The organism is Stenotrophomonas forensis (assembly GCF_028752115.1).
Lineage (GTDB): Bacteria > Pseudomonadota > Gammaproteobacteria > Xanthomonadales > Xanthomonadaceae > Stenotrophomonas > Stenotrophomonas forensis.
The window spans coordinates 4639714-4658219 of sequence record NZ_CP082270.1 but is presented as its reverse complement, the minus strand read 5'-3'; the positions used below and the strand labels follow the sequence as shown (position 1 = coordinate 4658219).

At 67.7% G+C, this 18506-nt stretch carries 16 protein-coding genes and 1 tRNA gene; 8 read left to right on the top strand and 9 right to left on the bottom strand.

Translation table 11 applies throughout. The features are described from left to right. Nucleotides 1-103 precede the first annotated feature (103 nt). Entirely contained in the window at nucleotides 104-2830 is a 2727-nt protein-coding gene (locus K5L94_RS21295; RefSeq protein ID WP_053451135.1) for a bifunctional acetate--CoA ligase family protein/GNAT family N-acetyltransferase, read from the top strand. 24 nt (nucleotides 2831-2854) lie between these two features. Here the strand turns inward: K5L94_RS21295 and K5L94_RS21290 are convergent, their stop codons facing one another. Next, nucleotides 2855-3235, bottom strand: coding sequence for a YbjQ family protein (locus K5L94_RS21290; RefSeq protein WP_053451134.1), 381 nt, complete (start codon nucleotides 3233-3235; stop codon nucleotides 2855-2857). A gap of 159 nt (nucleotides 3236-3394) precedes the next feature. Here K5L94_RS21290 and K5L94_RS21285 point away from each other — a divergent pair, with 159 nt between their 5' ends. Beyond that, complete coding sequence (locus tag K5L94_RS21285) at nucleotides 3395-4102, top strand: alpha/beta fold hydrolase (RefSeq protein ID WP_274512647.1); 708 nt, start codon at nucleotides 3395-3397, stop codon at nucleotides 4100-4102. 379 nt (nucleotides 4103-4481) lie between these two features. Here the strand turns inward: K5L94_RS21285 and dkgB are convergent, their stop codons facing one another. Beyond that, nucleotides 4482-5291: a 2,5-didehydrogluconate reductase DkgB gene (dkgB, locus tag K5L94_RS21280; RefSeq protein ID WP_274511325.1), complete on the bottom strand. Its 810-nt coding sequence runs from the start codon at nucleotides 5289-5291 to the stop codon at nucleotides 4482-4484. 87 nt (nucleotides 5292-5378) lie between these two features. Beyond that, nucleotides 5379-6593 carry an MFS transporter gene (locus tag K5L94_RS21275; protein ID WP_274511324.1) on the bottom strand — a complete coding sequence of 405 codons (1215 nt, stop codon included), beginning with the start codon at nucleotides 6591-6593 and terminating at the stop codon, nucleotides 5379-5381. A gap of 106 nt (nucleotides 6594-6699) precedes the next feature. Between K5L94_RS21275 and K5L94_RS21270 the strand changes: the two genes are divergently transcribed. Then, the gene (locus K5L94_RS21270; protein ID WP_274511323.1) at nucleotides 6700-7602 is read left to right on the top strand and encodes a LysR family transcriptional regulator; all 903 of its coding nucleotides are present in this window, start codon (nucleotides 6700-6702) and stop codon (nucleotides 7600-7602) included. 162 nt (nucleotides 7603-7764) lie between these two features. Here the strand turns inward: K5L94_RS21270 and K5L94_RS21265 are convergent, their stop codons facing one another. Beyond that, nucleotides 7765-9885: a methyl-accepting chemotaxis protein gene (locus tag K5L94_RS21265; RefSeq protein WP_274511322.1), complete on the bottom strand. Its 2121-nt coding sequence runs from the start codon at nucleotides 9883-9885 to the stop codon at nucleotides 7765-7767. Nucleotides 9886-10069: 184 nt separating this feature from the next. On the opposite strand from K5L94_RS21265, the gene K5L94_RS21260 reads away from it, so the two are divergent. Beyond that, a complete protein-coding gene (locus tag K5L94_RS21260) occupies nucleotides 10070-10525 on the top strand; it encodes an Rrf2 family transcriptional regulator (RefSeq protein WP_274511321.1) in 456 nt (151 codons plus the stop codon). Continuing rightward, the gene (locus tag K5L94_RS21255; RefSeq protein WP_053451129.1) at nucleotides 10515-11420 is read left to right on the top strand and encodes an NAD(P)/FAD-dependent oxidoreductase; all 906 of its coding nucleotides are present in this window, start codon (nucleotides 10515-10517) and stop codon (nucleotides 11418-11420) included. Before K5L94_RS21260 ends, K5L94_RS21255 begins: the two co-directional genes overlap by 11 nt. Before the next feature lie 127 nt (nucleotides 11421-11547). Here the strand turns inward: K5L94_RS21255 and K5L94_RS21250 are convergent, their stop codons facing one another. From K5L94_RS21250 to K5L94_RS21235, 4 genes are all read right to left on the bottom strand, one after another. After that, nucleotides 11548-12768: an RtcB family protein gene (locus K5L94_RS21250; protein WP_053451128.1), complete on the bottom strand. Its 1221-nt coding sequence runs from the start codon at nucleotides 12766-12768 to the stop codon at nucleotides 11548-11550. Between the two features lie 56 nt (nucleotides 12769-12824). Continuing rightward, complete coding sequence (locus K5L94_RS21245; RefSeq protein WP_053451127.1) at nucleotides 12825-13949, bottom strand: slipin family protein; 1125 nt, start codon at nucleotides 13947-13949, stop codon at nucleotides 12825-12827. A 354-nt stretch (nucleotides 13950-14303) separates the two neighbouring features. Beyond that, a tRNA-Gln gene (locus tag K5L94_RS21240) sits at nucleotides 14304-14375 on the bottom strand. 645 nt (nucleotides 14376-15020) lie between these two features. Further along, on the bottom strand, nucleotides 15021-15977 hold the full coding sequence (locus K5L94_RS21235) for an aldo/keto reductase (protein ID WP_053451126.1): 957 nt from the start codon (nucleotides 15975-15977) through the stop codon (nucleotides 15021-15023). A gap of 168 nt (nucleotides 15978-16145) precedes the next feature. Between K5L94_RS21235 and K5L94_RS21230 the strand changes: the two genes are divergently transcribed. From K5L94_RS21230 to K5L94_RS21220, 3 genes are all read left to right on the top strand, one after another. Next, nucleotides 16146-17003, top strand: a complete 858-nt coding sequence (locus K5L94_RS21230) for a class I SAM-dependent methyltransferase (protein WP_053451125.1) — start codon at nucleotides 16146-16148, stop codon at nucleotides 17001-17003. A gap of 50 nt (nucleotides 17004-17053) precedes the next feature. Then, complete coding sequence (locus tag K5L94_RS21225; protein WP_238581836.1) at nucleotides 17054-17368, top strand: hypothetical protein; 315 nt, start codon at nucleotides 17054-17056, stop codon at nucleotides 17366-17368. 68 nt (nucleotides 17369-17436) lie between these two features. Continuing rightward, on the top strand, nucleotides 17437-17976 hold the full coding sequence (locus K5L94_RS21220; protein WP_053451402.1) for a pseudouridine synthase: 540 nt from the start codon (nucleotides 17437-17439) through the stop codon (nucleotides 17974-17976). Nucleotides 17977-18049: 73 nt separating this feature from the next. Here the strand turns inward: K5L94_RS21220 and K5L94_RS21215 are convergent, their stop codons facing one another. Then, nucleotides 18050-18424 carry a hypothetical protein gene (locus tag K5L94_RS21215; RefSeq protein WP_008266133.1) on the bottom strand — a complete coding sequence of 125 codons (375 nt, stop codon included), beginning with the start codon at nucleotides 18422-18424 and terminating at the stop codon, nucleotides 18050-18052. Nucleotides 18425-18506: the final 82 nt, after the last annotated feature.

The window sequence follows — 18506 nt, the reverse complement described above, 5'->3', positions numbered from 1 at the left end:
ACCTTGGTCGGCACGCAGAACAAAAAGGGGACGGAGGGGATTAAGTCGTTTGTGCCACAAACGACTTAATCCCCTCCGTCCCCTTTTTGGGTACCGTAGGCGCATGAGTACCTACCATCTGCAGTCTGTGTTCCGTCCGCAGTCGGTCGCGGTGATCGGTGGCAGCCCGCGCGAGCGCTCGGCCGGCCGTGCGGTGATGCGCAACCTGCGTGGTACCGGCTTTCCCGGCAAGGTGGCCTGGATCAACCCGCGGCATGCCGAGATCGATGGCATCCGCACGGTCAAACGGCTGAAGGACCTGGACTGGGTGCCTGACCTGGTGGTGATCACCGCGCCGGCGACGATCGTGCCGCAGGTGGTGCGCACCGCGGCCGAACGTGGCGTGCAGGCGGCGATCATCCTCACCGCGCACCTGGGCGAAGGCCCCGGCTCGCTGTCGGCGCAGGTGGAGGCGGTGGCGCGCACGCATGGCCTGCGCATCCTTGGCCCGCACTGCCTGGGCGTGATCGCGCCGCATGCACGGCTCAACGCCAGCATCGCCGCGCATTTCCCGCAGGCCGGCGACCTCGCGCTGATCTCCGAATCCTCGGCCATTGCCGCCGCACTGGTGGAATGGGGCGTGGCGCGCTCGGTCGGATTCTCTGCCGTGGTCTCGCTGGGCGACACGATGGATGTCGACTTCGGCGATCTGCTCGATTACTTCGCCACCGACTACCGCACTCGCGCCATCCTGCTCTATGTCGAGCAGATCAAGGACGCGCGCAAGTTCATGTCGGCCGCGCGTGCTGCCGCGCGTGCCAAGCCGGTGGTGGTGGTGAAGTCGGGCCGCGCCGAACGCGTGCAGCCGGGCAGCCGCGATACCCACGTGCAGGCACTTGCGCGCGCCGACGATGTCTACGGCGCGGCGTTCAACCGCGCCGGCCTGCTGCGCGTCGGTGCGCTGGACGAACTGTTCACCGCCGCCGAGTCGCTGGGCCGGCTGGGCACCTTCCCCGGCCGCCGCCTGGCCATCCTCAGCAACGGCGGCGGTGTCGGCCGCCTCGCGGTGGACCAGCTGATCGCACTGCGGGGCACGCTGGCCAACCTGTCCGACAGCACCATCGAAAAGCTCGACGCGGTGCTGCCGCAGGGCTGGTCGCGCAGCAATCCGGTCGACATCGTGGTCGATGCCGACGGTGACCGCTACGCCTCGGCGATCGAAGCGCTGCTGGCCGACAACGAGAACGACGCGGTGATGGTGGTCAACGTGCCGACCGCGTTCACCTCGTCCGCCGATGCGGCACAGGCGCTGACCCGCACGCTCGGCCTGCGCCCGCGCCATCACCGCGACAAGCCGGTATTCGCGGTGTGGCTGGGCAACGATGACCAGGCCACCGCCACGCTCAACGCGGCGCGGGTGCCGACCTATCCGACCGAGGCCGAAGCCGTGCGTGGCTTCCAGCATCTGGTGCGTTACCGCGAAGCGCAGAACGCGCTGATGGAAACGCCGCCCAGCCTGCCACAGGATTTCAATGTCGATGCGGCGGCTGCGCGCGCGCTGGTCGATGCCGCGCTGGCCAACGGCCAGCAGTGGCTGGACCCGCTGGCCACCCACGAACTGCTCAAGGCCTATGGCATTCCGTCCGCGCCGGTGATGCACGCGCGCGATGCGCATGAGGCGATGGACCTGGCGCAACCGCTGCTGGAGCGCGGCGCCAGCGTGGCGTTGAAGATCCTGTCGCCGGACATTCCGCACAAGTCGGAAGTGGATGGCGTGCGCCTCAACCTGGGCACGCTGCCGGCGGTGCAGAGCGCGGCCAATGCGATCCTGTCGCGGGCCCGCCAGCTGCGGCCGGACGCACGCATCGATGGCCTGCTGGTACAGCCGACCATCGTCCGCCCGAAAGCGCGCGAGCTGATCGTCGGCATCGCCGACGATGCCACGTTCGGCCCGGTGATCGTGGTCGGCCGTGGCGGTACTGCGGTGGAAGTGATCAACGACAAGGCACTGGCACTGCCGCCGCTGGACCTGCGCCTGGCCCACGAACTGATCGGCCAGACCCGTGCCTCGCGCATCCTCAAGGCCTACGGTGACGTGCCGGCCGCCGACGAGCGTGCACTGGCGCTGGCATTGGTGAAGCTGGCCCAGCTGGCCGCCGACATTCCCGAAGTGCGCACGCTGGACATCAATCCACTGCTGGTCGATGGCAAGGGCATCCTCGCCCTGGATGCGCGCGTCGCCATTGCGCCCTCGCGCATCCTGCACAAGGGCCGCGGCCATCCGCGCTTCTCGGTGTTCCCGTACCCGAAGGAGTGGGAGCGCACCATCGAACTGTCCGACGGCGGCCGTGCCTTCGTGCGGCCGGTGCGGCCGGAAGACGACGCGCTGTTCCGCGCGTTCTTCGCCCGGGTCAGCGACGAGGACCTGCGCCTGCGCTTCTTCCAGTCGGTGAAGCACTTCAGCCACGAATTCATCGCGCGCCTGACCCAGCTCGACTACGCGCGCTCGATCGCACTGGTGGCGATTGAACCGCGCAGCGGCGAAATGCTCGGCGCGGTGCGCCTGCACGCCGACGCCGATTACCACCGTGGCGAGTACGGCATCCTGATCCGGTCGGACCTGAAGGGCCACGGCATCGGCTGGCGGTTGATGGCGATCATGATCGAGTACGCCAAGTGGCTGGGCCTGGACGTGGTCGAGGGCCAGGTGCTGCGCGAGAACAGCACCATGCTGGCGATGTGCCAGAGCCTGGGCTTCAAGACGAAGCTGGACCCGGACGACCCGACGGTGATGATGGTGACCCTGCCGGTGCAGCAGGTCGAGGTGCCGGAGGTGCCCCCGGTGGCGTGAATCACGCCCGGCGGCACACCGGCCTCAGCGCAGGGGTTCCACCACCACCGCCGTGCCGTAGCACAGCACCTCGGTCAGCCCGGTCATCACGTCGGTGGCGTCGTAGCGCATGCCGATGATCGCGTTGGCGCCCAGTTGCCGCGCGTGCTTGACCATGTCGCGGTAGGTTTCCTCGCGGGCCTGTTCGCACAGTTCGGTGTAGATGGTGATGTTGCCGCCGAACAGGGTCTGGATGCCGCCCAGGAAGTTGCCGACGATCGAGCGCGAGCGCACGGTGATGCCACGCACCACGCCCAGGTTGCGCGCCACGCGGTGGCCGGGCAGCTCGAAGGCGGTGGTGACCAGCGAATCGTCGAAGCGCAGCGCCGGAGGGGAGGGGATGCCGCTGTTGTAGGGGTCTGCCATGGTCGCGTCCGTGTCGTAGAGTCGAGCTTGCTCGACTGCCAGCCAGACAGTCGAGCAAGCTCGACTCTACGGCGGGAAGCAGTCGAGCAAGCTCGACTCTACAACCCAATGACCCGATGCGGCATGGCTCCGTCACCGTACTGGCGCGACAATACCGCCATGACCGACCGCATTCCCTTGCTGCTGCTACCCGGCCTGCTCAACGATGCCGAGCTGTGGCGCGCCCAGCTGGCCGACCTGGCCGATATCGCCGACTGCACGGTGGGCGACCAGACCCGTGGCGAAACCCTGCAGGCGGTTGCCGAAGACGTGCTGGCGCAGGCACCGGAGCGGTTTGCGCTGGCCGGCTTCTCACTGGGTGGTTTCGTCGCCCAGCAGATCCTGCGTATCGCTCCGGAGCGGGTACTGCAGCTGGCATTGATCGACACCTCGATCCATGCCGATTCGCCCGAGCGCGCCGAACAGCGCCGCAGCCAACGTGCCAGCGTGCGCCTACCGGGGAAATTCCATGGCTTCGGTGACGTACTGATGCGCAGCTATATCGATGCCTCCCGGCTGGACGACTATGTGCTGGTTCAGCGCGTGCGCGACATGACCGCACGGCTGGGCGCCGAAGTGTTCCTGCGCCAGAGCGCGCTGGAGCGCCGCGATGGGCATGACGTGCTGGCGGGTTATCGCGACCCGCTGCTGATCGTGTGCGGTGCCAACGACCGCATCACGCCGCTGGCAGTGAGCGAGGAAATGCACGCGCTGGTGCCGCACTCGCAGCTGGTGGTGGTGCCCGATTGCGGGCACCTGGCGCCGATGGAAAAGCCGGATGAAGTGAGCGCCGCCATGCGTGGCTGGTTGCTGCAGGACGAGGAATAACCCCTGCACTTGGTAGGTGCCGACCTTGGTCGGCACGCTGTGTCATCGACCGATCAGAGGCCAGCGCCGACCAGGGGCGGCCTCTGCCGGATCCGCGCCATGCGTGGCTGGTTGCTGCAGGACGAGGAATAACCCCTGCACTTGGTAGGTGCCGACCTTGGTCGGCACGCTGTGTCATCGACCGATCAGAGCCCAGCGCCGACCAGGGGCGGCCTCTGCCGGATCCGCGCCATGCGTGGCTGGTTGCTGCAGGACGAGGAATAACCCCTGCACTTGGTAGGTGCCGACCTTGGTCGGCACGCTGTGTCATCGACCGATCAGAGCCCAGCGCCGACCAAGGTCGGCCTCTACCAAAGCAACTCCGCGCCCGCCGCTGGGATCAATCCCAGGCCGGGGCGATGCCTTCCGGGTTGGCCAGGCGATGGCCGCGGTCGAGCTTGGCGATCTGCGCCATGTCTTCGTCGGTCAGGCGCACGGCCGCCGCTTCAAGGTTGGCCGCCAGGTTGTCGCGCTTGGTCGACGACGGAATGACCGAGAAGCCCTGCTGCAGCGCCCAGGCCAGCGCAACCTGCGCCGGGGTGGCCTGGTGGCGGCCGGCAATGGCCTGGATCACCGGGTCCTTCAGCACTTCGCCATAGGCCAGGCTCATGTAGGCGGTGATGTGGATGCCATTGTCCTGCAGGAACTTCACCAGCAGGCGGTTCTGCAGGTACGGATGGATCTCGACCTGGTTGGTGGCGATCGCCTCGGCACCGAGGATCTCGATCGCCTTGCGGGTCTGCGCGATGGTGAAGTTGGAGATGCCGATCTCCCGGGCCAGTCCCTGCGCCCTGGCTTCGGCCAGTGCCGGCAGGTATTCCTCCATCGGCACGTCGACCTTGTCGTTCGGCGACGGCCAGTGGATCAGCGCCAGGTCGACGCGGTCGGTGCGCAGTTTTTCCAGGCTGGTGCGCAGGCTGGCCAGCAACGCATCGTGCTTGAACTCGGTGATCCACACCTTGGTGGTCAGGTACAGATCGTCGCGCGGCACACCGGATTCGGCGATGGCCTGGCCGACTTCGGCTTCATTGCCGTAGATCTGCGCGGTATCAACGGCGCGGTAGCCGACCTCCAGCGCGTTGCGCACCGAGTCGATCACGGTCTGGTCTTTGAGGCGGAAGGTGCCGAGGCCAAAAGCGGGGACAGTCATGGAAAGCTCCAAGGGGGGGAGGGACCAGCAGAGGAAAGAGGGTAGGCCACGTGCCGTATGCATGCCGGCAACGGTGCATTGCATGGATCAATGCGCGGTGGCGGCAATGCCGTCGGCGCGCGGGTCGATACCATCGTGACGGTCCAGGCGACCACTGAGCGCGGTCAGCGCGTAGGCGCCAACCACCACCAGCGCACCCATCCACGGCGTATGCATCAGGCCGATGTGCTCCACCACCAGGCCACCCAGCGAGGCGCCCAGGGCGATGCCGATGTTGAATGCGGCGATGTTCAGGCCCGAGGCCACATCGGTGGCCTGCGGCGCATAGCGCTGCGCCTGCTTGACCACGTAGACCTGCAGGCCCGGCACGTTGCCGAAGGCCACGGCCCCCAGCGCCAGCACCGTCAGCAGCATCAGCACGCTGTTGGAGGCGGTGAAGGTGAGCACGAACAGCACGATGGCCAGCAGCGCGAAGATGCGCTTCAACGCCGGCACCGGGCCCAGGCGGTCGGCCAGTCGACCGCCCCACAGGTTGCCGATTGCCACCGACACGCCGTACACCAGCAACACCAGGCTGACCGCATTGGCCGAGAAGCCGGTGACGTCCTGCAGGATCGGCGCCAGATAGGTGAAGGCCAGGAAGGTGCCGCCGTAACCCAGTGCGGTCATTGCATAGACCAGCAACAGGCGCGGCTGGCCCAGCACCGCCAACTGCTGGCGGAAGCTGGCCGGTGCGCTCTGCGGCAGGTTGCGCGGAACGAACAGCAGTGCGCCCAGCAGGGCGATCACGCCGAGGCCGGCCACGGCCAGGAAGGTGGCGCGCCAACCCAGATGCTGTCCGATGAAGGTACCCAGCGGCACACCGGTCACCAGCGCCACGGTGAGCCCGGTGAACATGATGGCGATGGCACTGGCGGCCTTCTCCTTCGGCACCACCGCGGTGGCGATGATCGCGCCGATCGAGAAGAACACGCCATGCGCCAGGCCGGTGAGGATGCGTGCGGCGATCAGTGAGCTGTAGCCCGGCGCCATGAAGGCGATGACGTTGCCGAGGGTGAACAGCACCATCAGCGCCACCAGCAGGGTCTTGCGCGGCACGCGGCCGGTCAGCGCGGTCAGCACCGGCGCACCGATGGCCACGCCCAGTGCATACAGGGAAACCAGCAGGCCGGCCGAGGGCAGGCTGACCTGCAGGTCGGCGGCAATGGTCGGGATCAGGCCGACAATGACGAATTCGGTGGTGCCGATGGCGAACGCGCCGAGGGTCAACGCCAGCAGGGCGAGGGGAATGCCACGGATCATGACAGGGTCCAGCAGGGGAAGAGGCTGCGCAGTCTGCGCCGCCATCTCTGGCCGAAAAACCGGTCTTCACGCCAATCACTCTTGCCGTGCAGTCAATAATGGCGGCATGAAGACGACGCTTGATGAAATGCAGGCCTTCCTGGCGGTGATCGACAGCGGTTCGATCAGCGCCGCCGCCGAGCAGCTGGGGCAGACGCCGTCGGGCGTGAGCCGCGCGCTGGGGCGGCTGGAGGACAAGCTGGGCACCACGCTGCTGACCCGCACCACCCGCCGCCTGCACCTGACCGCCGAGGGCGAGGCGTACCGGCGCCATGCGCGCGCGATCATCGACGCGGTGGAATCGGCCGAGGAACAGATGGCGGCGCGCCGCGAGCGCCCGGCCGGGCGCCTGCGCGTGGACGCGGCAATGCCGTTCGTGCTGCACGTGATCGCGCCACTGGTGGCCGGCTATCGGGAGCGCTACCCGGACGTGCAGCTGGAGTTGAACAGTTCCGACCGCTACATCGACCTGCTGGAGAGACGCACCGACCTGGCGATCCGGATCGGGCCGCTGGCCGACTCCACACTGCATGCACGGCCGCTGGGCCGCTGCAGGCTGCGGCTGGTGGCCAGCCCGGCCTATCTGGACAGGCTGGGCGAGCCGAGAACGGTCGCCGCGCTGGGCCAGCACACCCTGCTTGGTTTCAACGAGCCGGAATCGCTGAACCGCTGGCCGCTGCCCGGGGAGTCGGAGGGATTGCTGCTGGTGCGACCGGACATCGCCGTGTCCAGTGGCGAGACGCTGCGCCGGCTGGCGGTGGAAGGGGTGGGGATCACCTGCCTGTCCGACTTCGTCACCGATCGCGACCGCGCCGCCGGCACGCTGGTGCCGGTGCTGGCCGCGCAGACGCTGGAGGTGTACCAGCCGATCCATGCGGTGTACTACCGCAACACGGCGGTGTCTGCGCGGATCAGCTCGTTCCTGGATTATCTGGCCGCGGCGATGACGCAGAGCGATTACCTGCGCTGAGCGTTGCCGCCGGGTTGCCGGCCAGCGGCCGGCGCTACCGCAGGCTCCGGTGGGTGCGGACCGTGGGTCCGCACCGATCCTGCCGTCGCCCGACCCACGGTCGGCCGACACCCATGTCCGCGTTCCACGGTAGTGCCGGCCGCTGGCCGGCAGCCGGATCAATCAGGCCGCGCGTTGCAGCGCATCCTTCGCCGCCGCCGTGGTCGACAGGTCAAATACATCCACAGCGTCGATCAGGCGGTTCGCCTGCTGCTCCAGGCTGCGTGCAGCGGCGCTGGCCTCTTCCACCAGCGCAGCGTTCTGCTGGGTGGTGCCATCCATCTGGATCACGGTCTGGCTGACCTGCTCGATGCCAGCGCTCTGCTCCTGCGACGCGGCGGAGATCTCGGCCATGATGTCGGTCACGCGCTGCACCGAGGCCACGATCTCGGCCATGGTGTCGCCGGCCTCGCGCACGCGCTGCGCACCGTGCCCGACCTGTTCCACCGAGGCCTCGATCAATGACTTGATCTCCTTCGCCGCAGCGGCCGAACGCTGTGCCAGCGTGCGCACCTCGCTGGCGACCACGGCGAAGCCACGGCCCTGTTCGCCGGCACGCGCGGCTTCCACCGCAGCGTTCAACGCCAGGATGTTGGTCTGGAACGCGATGCCATCGATCACGCTGATGATCTCGGCGATCTGCCGCGACGAGGTCTCGATCGCGCCCATCGTCGCCACCACCTGGCCGACCACGCTGCCGCCCTGCGAGGCGACGCTGTGCGCGCCGATCGCCAGCTGGTTGGCCTGGCGCGCGTGCTCGGCATTCTGCCGAACGGTGGAGGTCAGTTCCTCCATCGACGCGGCGGTCTCTTCCAGGTTGGCGGCCTGCTGCTCGGTACGACGCGACAGGTCGTTGTTGCCGGCGGCAATCTCCGCCGCAGCCGTGTGGATGTTGCCGGAAGCGTGCTTGATGTCGGTGACGATGGTCGCCAACTGCGCGGCGGTGGTGTTGACGTCGCCGGCGATGCGGGCGAACACGCCCTGGAAATCGCCGTGCATGCGTGCGCCGAGGCGGCCATCGGCAATCGCGCGCAGCATGCCGGAGACCTCACCGAGGTTCAGTTCGGTGGCCTGCATCAGGCGGTTCAGGCCGTCGACCATCGCGCGGAAGTCATGTTCGAAGCGCGCGCTGTCGCCGCGCTGGCTGAAGTCGCCGGCGGCGGCGGCTTCGGCCAGGCGGCGGATCTCGCCATTGATGGTGCCCAGATTGGCCTTGGCGGTATCCAGCGCTTCGGTGATCACCGCCTTCTCGCCGGGCAGGCGTTCCATGTCCTGGCTGAGGTCGCCGATGGCATAGCGGCCCATGATCGCGATCGCGCGCATCTTCACCTGGATGTGCGCATCCACCAGTGCATTGCTGTCGGCCACCATTTCGCCGAACGCGCCGGGGAAGGCGCTGGCATCCATGCGATGGCTGATGGTGCCGGCTTCGTGCGCCTGCGCCATCGCGCCCTGTGCATCCAGTACACCGCGCAGCGTCGATTGCACCGCCTGCATCGCCTGCGCGAGGCGGCCGATCTCATCGCGGCTGCTCACCCGCACCACGTGCTGCAGGTCGCCGGCGGCGACCGCGCGTGCGGCAGTTTCCACCGCCAGCACCGGCTGCACCACGGCACGCCGCAACCACCAGGCCAGGCCCATCAGCAGCAGCACCGCAGCCAGCACGGTCAGTGCGGCGCACAGCAGCAGGGTCTGCCGCGCCTGCTGCGAACGCGCCGCCAGTGCCGCTTCGGCCACCTGCGTGGCCTGCGTGCTCAGCGCATCCAGTGCGGTGGCCACCGGACGATCCTTGCCACGCACCAGGGTGTCGCCAGCGGCGGGATCGTAGCCGGCGGCGGCGAAGGCCTGCAGCGCGGCGTGATAGTCCTTCTGCAGCTGCGCATGCAGTCCGATGAAGGCCTGCGCCTGCTCGCGCGTGCGCGCATCCGGGCTGCTGGCGAGGCCCTTGGCCAGTTGTTCGACCAGACGGCCTTCGCTGTCGAAGGCCTCCAGGTGATGCTGACGCAGCGCGTCGTCATGCCCGCGCAGCAGTACGTTCTTCCATTCCTGCACCTGGCCGCGGAACTCGCGCTGCAGGCGCTCGGCATCGCGGCTGTGCGCGACTTCGGGCGGGACATCGGTGGACAGCTTCAACCAGGCGGAAGCAAGACCTGCCAAGGCGCACAACAGGACTACGGCCAGGCCAACGGAAACCGCGCCCAGCAGCTTGGACTGCAGGCGGGGTGCACGGACAGACGCATTCATCGGAAGGGGCTCTCGGGAAGGGGCGATGCGGTATCGACCGGTTTCGATCACCTCTGAAGTGCGACGTTGATCACATTCGCGTTTCGTTTAGCGAAGTGAAGGAAACATTTCATAGGACAAATGTGTCCATATGGAACGAAAGCAGACCCTGGACAGGGGATTTAAATGTAACTATTGTTGTTACATGAAATCCGCGAACCCACTTTCCGATGCCCTGCACGTGATGGCGCACCTGGTCGGCCAGAGCGCACCGCGCACCTCCGAACAGCTGGCGTCGTGCCTGCCGACCCATCCGGTGGTGATCCGGCGCCTGCTGGCGCAGCTGCACAAGGCCGGCCTGGTGCACACCGCACGCGGCCACGGCGGCGGCAGCCAGCTGGCCCGCGACGCCGCCACCATCACCCTGCACGACATCTATCTGGCCGTAGGCGCGCCGCCGCTGGTACAGGTCGGTGCCCGCGATTCCGGCGGCGGTTGCCCGATCCAGCACCTGGTCAACAGCGCCCTGCTGGAGGGCGCGCGCGAGGCCCAGCGGCTGCTCGAACAGCGCCTGCAGGCAGCCACGCTGGACCAGCTCGGTGCCGAATTCGCCCGCCATCTCGCCCATCACCGCTCCCTGGAAGGTCACCATGAATCCTGATGTGCTCATCGTCGGCGGCAGCTATGCCGGCATCGCCGCCGGCCTGATCCTGGCCCGCGCCCGTCGCCCGGTCACCGTCATCGACGCCGGTTCGCCGCGCAACCGCTTCGCCAGCCATTCGCATGGCGTGCTGGGGCTGGATGGTGTCAGCGGCGCCGAGCTGCTCAAGACCGCCCGCCAGCAGCTGCTGGACTATCCCAGCGTGCGCTGGGTGCATGCCGATGCGGTGCATGCCCGCAGCACCCGCGATGGGGTTGAAGTGGAGACCGCCGACGGCCAGGTGCTGGCCGCGCGCAAGCTGCTGTTGGCCAGCGGCATCGCCGACCAGCTGCCGGAGCTGCCGGGCCTGGCCGAGCGCTGGGGCAGCACCGTGCTGCACTGCCCCTACTGCCATGGTTATGAAGTCGGTGGCGGTGCGATCGGCCTGCTCGGCGGCCACCCGATGTCGGCCGCCAAGGCGCCGCTGTTCGCCGACTGGGGCAATGTCACCTTCTTCAGCCAGGGCCTGCCGATCACCGATGACGAACGCGCCGCCATGCAGCAGCGCGGCGTGCAGATCGAGACCTCGCCGGTACTGGGCGTGCAGGGCGACCAGCCGAGCTGGCTGGAAGTGGAACTGGCCGACGGCCGTCGCGTCGCGCAGCGTGCGCTGTTCGTGCCGGCCACCCAGGCGATGGCCACGCCGCTGGTGCAGCGGCTGGGCTGCACGCTGGCCGAGAGCCCGCTGGGCGTGTTGATCGAGGTCGATGCGATGAAGCAGACCTCGGTGCCGAACGTGTATGCCGCAGGCGATGCGACCACGGTCGGCAACATCACCCTGGCCACCGCCGAAGGGGTGCGCGCGGGCATCGGCATGCATCATGCGCTGGTGAGCGAAGACAGCGTGCCGCGCTGATCGGGCTTGTTCTGTAGAGGCCGACCCTGGTCGGCGCCGCTGCATCCACGCATGGCGTGGATCTACTGCAGGGTGGTCGGGCACCATTGAGGCACGGTGGGTGCCGGCCTTGGCCGGCACCGTTCCCTCATCCCTTCACGCACAGCACCTGGCGCAGGGTGTGCACCACGTCGACAAGGTCCAGCTGTGCCGCCATCACGTCATCGATCGACTTGTACGCCGCCGGTGACTCGTCCAGCACGCCACTGTCCTTGCGGCATTCCACGTGCGCGGTGGCCTCGCGGTGCTGGGCCAGGGTGATCTGCTGGCGTGCGCTGCCACGGCTCATCACCCGGCCGGCGCCGTGGCTGCAGCTGTGGAAGCTGTCCGCGTTGCCCTTGCCACGCACGATGTAGCTGCGCGTGCCCATGCTGCCGGGAATGATGCCCAGCTCGCCTTCGCGGGCACTGACCGCGCCCTTGCGCGTCACCAGCAGCTCCTGCCCGTTGTGCGTCTCCTTCTGCACGTAGTTGTGGTGGCAGTTCACCGCCATCGCCGCCAGCTGGAACTTCGGCAGCCGGTGGCGCATCTCGGCCAGCACCCGCGACATCATCGCCTCGCGGTTCTGCCGGGCGTAGTCCTGCGCCCACGACACCGCCTCGACGTAGTCGTCGAACAGCGGCTCGCCTTCCATGAAGAACGCCAGGTCCTTGTCCGGCAGGTGGAAGCCGAGCACGCGCCGGGCCAGCTCCTCGCGCGCCTTCTCGATGAAGTAGGTACCGATCAGGTTGCCGGTGCCACGCGAGCCGCTGTGCAGCATCACCCACACCGTGTCCGTCTCGTCCAGGCACAGTTCGATGAAGTGATTGCCGCCACCCAGCGTACCCAACTGGCGGTCAAGCTTGTCGGTGCGGATCCGGCGGTGCTTGTCCTTGATCTTCTCCAGGCCGGCGGCCAGCCCGGACTGCAGCAGCCGGGTGTGGATGCTGTCGGGCATGCGCTGGTGCTCGCCACCGCGGCCGTTGCCGACCGGGATGCTGCGCTCGATGCTGTTGCGCAGCTGCCGCAGGTCATCGGGCAGGTCGTTGGCGCGCAGCGTGGTACGCACGGCGGCCATGCCGCAGCCGATGTCGACGCCGACCGCGGCCGGGATGATCGCACCACGGGTCGGGATCACCGAGCCCACGGTCGCGCCCTTGCCCAGGTGCACGTCCGGCATCACCGCCACCCACGGCCCGACGAACGGGATCGCGGCGATGTTGCGCAGCTGCTCATGCGCCTGCGCTTCCAGCGGCACCCCGTTGACCCAGCCCTTGATCGGCGTGGTGCCCTCGGCGTGCAGCCATTGATAGTTGTGTTGAGTGTCCATGTCTTCGTGTATGTCCTTGATGGGCCGGTGGCGCGTCCTTGCGCCACCGCTACCCCCTACCTGATCGTCACCAGCTGCTTCAGCACGCCGTCCAGGCCGCCGAACACGGTGAGCGTGTCGATCTTCTCGGTGACCTTCTCCAGCGCCTCCAGCTCCTTCAAGCGCATCAGCACCGGGTTGTCCTCGATCAGCTTTGCGGTATTGAGCTGCGAACGCGTGGCATTGGCCTCCTCGCGGCGACGGATCACGCTGGCCTGGGCCTGCTTCTCGGCCAGCACCACGCCATTGAGGATCTCCTTCATCTCGCCCGGCAGGATCACGTCCTTGATGCCGACGCCGAGCAACCGCACGCCGTGGCCCTCGATCGCCGCCTGCACATGCGCGGCGATCTCGCCGTCCAGTGCCGCCTTGTCGCCCAGCAGCTCGTCCAGGCTGCGCGCGGCGATCGCCTGGCGCAGGCCGAACTGCAGTTGCCGGTAGACGAACTCGTCGGCATTGCTGAGCGTGCGGTGTGCGCGCACCGGGTCAACCACCTGCACGGTCGCGGCCAGGTTCACCCGCAGGGTCACCTTGTCGCGGCTCAGCAGTTCCTGGCCGGACACGTCCAGCGAACGCGCACGCAGCTCCACGCGCTCCACCGACACATTGCCGTTGAAGTTCCAGAACGCGTGCAGGCCGGCGTCCAGCGTCTGCCGCAGCGTGCCATCGATGAACAGCAGGCCGACCGACTCGCTCGGCACGGTACTGATCACCGCTACACGCGGCAGCACGCCCAGCTGGCCCAGGCGCTGCTGCACGTCCGCCGCAATGCGCGGCTCGTCACCCAGCGCCATCACCCGCACCTGGGTGTCGACCGAACCCCGCCAGTACAGGCGGCGGCTGCCCGGCGGCAGGACTTCATCGATGCGGCCATTGCGCAGCAACAGGCCGACCTCGGCAGCACCGACGTTGGCCAGCACGAAGTGCGTGTCCAGCCGTGCGCCCAGTGCCTCGATCAGGCTGTCCTGGTCGCTGCCGGTGTAGGCCGCGCCCTTCGATGCGGTGTGGATGTCCACCTGCGGGCGGCCGCCGAAGGGCGACAGGCGGTGCACGCCCGGCAGCAGGATCTGCTGGAAACGACGGTTGCGATACACCAGGCCGCGCTCGCCGTCGCCGATCACGACCTTGATGGTCCAGAACATGGGAGTCTCTCCTTGTATGGCTCTGGTGGTTCGACCCGATGGGATGAAACGCCATGACCCGGGCCGATCAGGTCGTGGCGTGGCCGGCTGCACAGCGTGTGCAGCCCGCGGAAGAGGGCGGCCATCGCCGGACGGTCCGCACGCGGAGCCTGCGGCGCGTCATCACCCGTGCCATCGTCGTTGCCGGCAGGCAGCACCGGTGCGGAGCGGGGCAATGGGTGGCGACGGGCCAGGGCCCGGCGTGTGGTCCGTTGCCTTCCTGGCCGCGCCCGAAGGCGGTGGCAGGGAAGGCGGCGATGGCCGCTGGGGCTTGCGCCCCGGGTGTTGCTTCAAGTCATGACGTGACAGGTCATGTGGTTGGAGTGGGAATCGAACCCACGACAGACGGAATCAGGATCCGTTGCTCTGACCAAGCTGAGCTATCCAGTTGGGAACCGCGCGGAATCGAACCGCGTACCGGCGAACCGGTGCCTGCGTCCAGCAGGCGATCCAGGCGATGGCCTGTCCGCGACCTCCGGCATACGCCACGGCAACGCCGCGCGCACCAGCCCGTGGTTGAAACGGGACCGTTGGAGAATCGGGGGTGCAGGCCACCGACATTATCGACGAGCGATAATGTTTTGATGCGATGCAGATAATGTCCAGGCGTCGCCGTTCGCGCGAAGTAAATCCTTCGGCGGGGCGGAAAAACCTGGGTCAGTGAGCGGCGGGTTGCCGCGCGGGGTGCAGTTCTGGCATCGCGGGTCCTTGTGCCGACGCAAACGAAAACGCCCCCGGGCCTTGCGTTCCGAGGGCGTCGTCAGGCCTCGGAGATCGGGGTGGCCGATCTCCGCAGGGCGGGTATCAGGCCGTTGTCAGCTGGACTTCCTTGCCGAACGCGCGCGCCAGCACGTCCATGCGCAGGCATGGCAGCAGTTTGGCGGTGGCGACGGAATGCGCGTTCAAGGGAAGTTTCCAGTGGTTGTTGAAACGAGGTGCGCACGATAAACCACGATTTAGTCGTGCGCAACCATTTTGTTCAATTATTTTCTTCGCTGTTGTGCGATGCCGGCCAGCGGCCGGCACTACACCTCAGCCCTCTTTGCTGGCGGCATCGAGTTGCGCGACATCCTGCACGCTCAGTGACACGTTGGCCGCCGCCAGCAGGTCGTGCAGCTGCTCGACGCTGGTGGCGCTGACGATCGGTGCGGTGATCGACGGCCGCGCGATCTGCCAGGCCAGCGCGATCTGCGCGGCGCTGGCGTTGTGCTTGCTGGCCACGTCATCCAGCGCTTCCAGGATGCGCAGGCCGCGCGGGTTGAGGTAACGCTTCACCACGTTCTCGCCCCGCGCCGGGCTCTTGGCCGCGTCGGCCGCGGTGCGGTACTTGCCGCTGAGGAAGCCACTGGCCAGCGCGTAGTAACCGATCACGCCGATCTGCTCGCGCTGCACCAACGGTTCCAGCTCCTTCTCGTAGCCGGCGCGGTCGTACAGGTTGTACTCCGGCTGCAGGGTTTCGTAGCGCGGCAGCTTGTAGTCGGTGGACACCTTCAGCGCATCGGCCAGGCGCGTGGCGCTGTAGTTGGAGGCACCGATGGCGCGCACCTTGCCGGCTTCGATCAGGCGGCCGAACGCGGCCAGCGTGGCTTCCAGCGGCGTCGACTCGTCATCCTCGTGGGCCTGGTACAGATCGATCACGTCGGTCTGCAGGCGGCGCAGCGAATCCTCGACGGCGGCATTGATGTTGTCCGGGGTCAGGCCGGGGCGCTCGGCCCACTTGGCCACCTTGGTCGCCAGCACCACCTTGTCGCGCTTGCCGCTACGGGCAAACCATTTGCCGATCAGCGTTTCCGATTCGCCGCCGGCATTGCCCGGCACCCACGCCGAGTACACGTCGGCGGTGTCGACCAGGTTGAAGCCGGCGTCGACGAAGGCATCGAGCAGGGCGAAGCTGGCCTTCTCATCGGCGCTCCAGCCGAACACGTTGCCACCGAAGGCGAGCGGACGTACATGCAGGCCGGAACGGCCCAGTTCGCGGGTTGCCGTCATGGGCACGGACTCCTTGGGGAAGTGCTCCAGAATAGAACGCGTTGTGTGACCGCGCTGCGGCGGCGACCACAAAACAGTGTTCCGCCGCGCGCCTCCGGCTAACGTTTTGTGAACACCTGGGACGCCGCGACTGCTAGTCTCGCCGCATCTTCCGCTGGAGTCGCCCCGATGATGCCTGCTTCGTCCCTGCGTGGTTGCCGCCTGCTGCTTGCCTGGGCCCTGCTCGCCGCTGTTCCCGCATTTGCCGCACCGGCCACGGTGGCACCGGCGAAGATCCAGGTCTCGCCGGCCATCGATGCGGCGGTGAAGGCGCCCACCCGCGATGCCAACAACGTCAAGCGCGACACCTATCGCCACCCGGCGCAGACGCTGTCGTTCTTCAAGGTCGCGCCTGAAAAGACCGTCATCGAGATCACCCCCGGCAATGGCTGGTACTCGGAAATCCTGGCGCCGCTGCTGCATGGCAAGGGCCACTACGTCGCCGCCGTGGTCGATCCGATGGCGGTGCCCGAAGGCCGTGGCCGGGATTACCAGCAGCGCAGCCGCGACAGCCTGGAAAAGAAGTACGCCGCTGCACCGGCACAGTTCGGCAAGACCGCCGTGGTCGCCTACGATCCGGCCAAGCCGGTGTTCGGTCCGGCCGGTTCAGCCGACGTGGTGCTGACCTTCCGCAACGTGCACAACTGGCGCAAGGCCGGCCAGGCGCAGGGCATGTTCCAGGGCTTCTTCAACGTGCTCAAGCCGGGTGGCGTGCTGGGCGTGGTCGAGCATCGCGCCAAGGCCGATGTGGCCGACGACGATGACACCGGCTACGTCGGCCAGCAGCAGGTGATTGCGATGGCCGAGGCGGCCGGCTTCAAGCTGGATGCACGCAGCGAGGTCAACGCCAACCCGCGCGACACCAAGGACCACCCGAACGGCGTATGGACGCTGCCGCCGACCAACCAGCATGACAAGGCCGACGACGCGAAGTACCAGGCGATCGGCGAAAGCGACCGCATGACCCTGCGCTTCATCAAGCCGTAAGGCGGCACGCCGCATTGCCCGCGCGGAGTGCCCACCATGGAGCCGGGCCCATGCCCGGCTCACCGCGCGCGCCGGGGTTCAATCGTATTCAAGGACATGGACTGTTGAAGAAGATCCTTTACATCGCCGTCGCGGTACTGGTGCTGACGCGGCTGATCGATTTCGTGTTCTACGGCGGCCACGCCCACGACCTGGTCGGGGCCGCTGGTTTCGGAGTGCTGTTCGCCGGCGTCCTGCTGGAGGATCGTGCACGCAGCGCCCGCCCGCCCTCCGCACGCCTGCGGCGCCGCGCCAATATCATCGCGGCGTGCGGCATCGCGCTGGTGCTGGGATCGTTCCTGCTGGAATGGAAGGTGTTCGGCTGAGCCGGCGATGATCGCGGCGGCGGCGCGGGAATGGGACAATGCCGTACCCACCGCCTGCCGCATCCGCGATGCTGATTGCCTTCAACAAGCCCTTCAACGTGCTCTGCCAGTTCACCGACCGCAGCGTGCCGCCGCGGCCGACCCTGGCGGGATTCGGCCTGCCGCCGCGGGTGTACGCCGCCGGCCGCCTGGACCACGACAGCGAAGGCCTGCTGCTGCTGACCGACAACGGCACGCTGGCACACAAACTCACCGACCCGAAGCACAAGGCCGACAAGACCTACTGGGTGCAGGTGGAGGGAACGCCCAGCGACGAGCAGCTGCAGCAGCTGCGCGACGGCGTGCTGCTCAATGACGGGCCGACCCTTCCGGCGAAGATCGAACGCCTCGATCCAGCACCTTCGCTGTGGACACGTGATCCGCCCGTGCGCTTCCGCAAGACCGTGCCCGATGCGTGGCTGGCGATCACGATCCGCGAGGGCCGCAATCGCCAGGTGCGGCGGATGACCGCGGCGGTGAACCTGCCGACACTACGGCTGGTGCGGATGGCGATGGGGCCGTACCGGCTGGACGACCTGCAACCGGGGCAGTGGCGGCAGATCGGCTGAACACACCCGCAGAAACGGAAAGGGCCGGAGCGCCTCCCGTGGAAGCGGTCCGGCCCTGGCAACGCGCAATGCCTCAGGCGTCGCTGCCGATGTCGCTATGCTCGTCAACCACGGTGGCATTGCGGCGGTCACGTGCGCTGATGCGTTGCGCCTGCCCATTCACCACGTGGCCATTGGCGGCCTTCTTCTTCTGCTGCTTGCGGTACAGCGCATAGCCCAGCAGGCCGACACCCACCGCGGCTGCGGCCACGGCCACCGCCGGGTTGCGGCGCACGAACTTGGTGGCGGCCTTGCCGCCAGTCTTCACTGCGCCGATGGCGGCACCGGTCTTGATCCAGTCCGCATTGCGCAGGCTGCCACCGGCGCTCTTCAGGCCATCGCCGGCGGTGTGGGCCAGCTCCAGGGCGCGCTCCAGGGCGCGGTCGGTGATTACAGTCAGCTTGCTCATGCGGGGGTCCTTTGCCTCGGGTCGAAGTCCAGTGTCGCGTGTTGTCCGTAAACGGTATGTCAGGCGGGGCCGTGCGTGGCGT

Coding starts and splice junctions, on each gene's coding strand:
- K5L94_RS21230 (WP_053451125.1), top strand. CDS start 16,146: ATGATGCCTGCTTCGTCCCTGCGTGGTTGCCGCCTGCTGCTTGCCTGG.
- K5L94_RS21250 (WP_053451128.1), bottom strand. CDS start 12,768: ATGGACACTCAACACAACTATCAATGGCTGCACGCCGAGGGCACCACG.
- K5L94_RS21260 (WP_274511321.1), top strand. CDS start 10,070: ATGAAATCCGCGAACCCACTTTCCGATGCCCTGCACGTGATGGCGCAC.
- K5L94_RS21265 (WP_274511322.1), bottom strand. CDS start 9,885: ATGAATGCGTCTGTCCGTGCACCCCGCCTGCAGTCCAAGCTGCTGGGC.
- K5L94_RS21290 (WP_053451134.1), bottom strand. CDS start 3,235: ATGGCAGACCCCTACAACAGCGGCATCCCCTCCCCTCCGGCGCTGCGC.
- K5L94_RS21220 (WP_053451402.1), top strand. CDS start 17,437: ATGCTGATTGCCTTCAACAAGCCCTTCAACGTGCTCTGCCAGTTCACC.
- K5L94_RS21285 (WP_274512647.1), top strand. CDS start 3,395: ATGACCGACCGCATTCCCTTGCTGCTGCTACCCGGCCTGCTCAACGAT.
- K5L94_RS21295 (WP_053451135.1), top strand. CDS start 104: ATGAGTACCTACCATCTGCAGTCTGTGTTCCGTCCGCAGTCGGTCGCG.
- K5L94_RS21215 (WP_008266133.1), bottom strand. CDS start 18,424: ATGAGCAAGCTGACTGTAATCACCGACCGCGCCCTGGAGCGCGCCCTG.
- K5L94_RS21270 (WP_274511323.1), top strand. CDS start 6,700: ATGAAGACGACGCTTGATGAAATGCAGGCCTTCCTGGCGGTGATCGAC.
- K5L94_RS21225 (WP_238581836.1), top strand. CDS start 17,054: ATGCCCGGCTCACCGCGCGCGCCGGGGTTCAATCGTATTCAAGGACAT.
- K5L94_RS21235 (WP_053451126.1), bottom strand. CDS start 15,977: ATGACGGCAACCCGCGAACTGGGCCGTTCCGGCCTGCATGTACGTCCG.
- K5L94_RS21245 (WP_053451127.1), bottom strand. CDS start 13,949: ATGTTCTGGACCATCAAGGTCGTGATCGGCGACGGCGAGCGCGGCCTG.
- dkgB (WP_274511325.1), bottom strand. CDS start 5,291: ATGACTGTCCCCGCTTTTGGCCTCGGCACCTTCCGCCTCAAAGACCAG.
- K5L94_RS21255 (WP_053451129.1), top strand. CDS start 10,515: ATGAATCCTGATGTGCTCATCGTCGGCGGCAGCTATGCCGGCATCGCC.
- K5L94_RS21275 (WP_274511324.1), bottom strand. CDS start 6,593: ATGATCCGTGGCATTCCCCTCGCCCTGCTGGCGTTGACCCTCGGCGCG.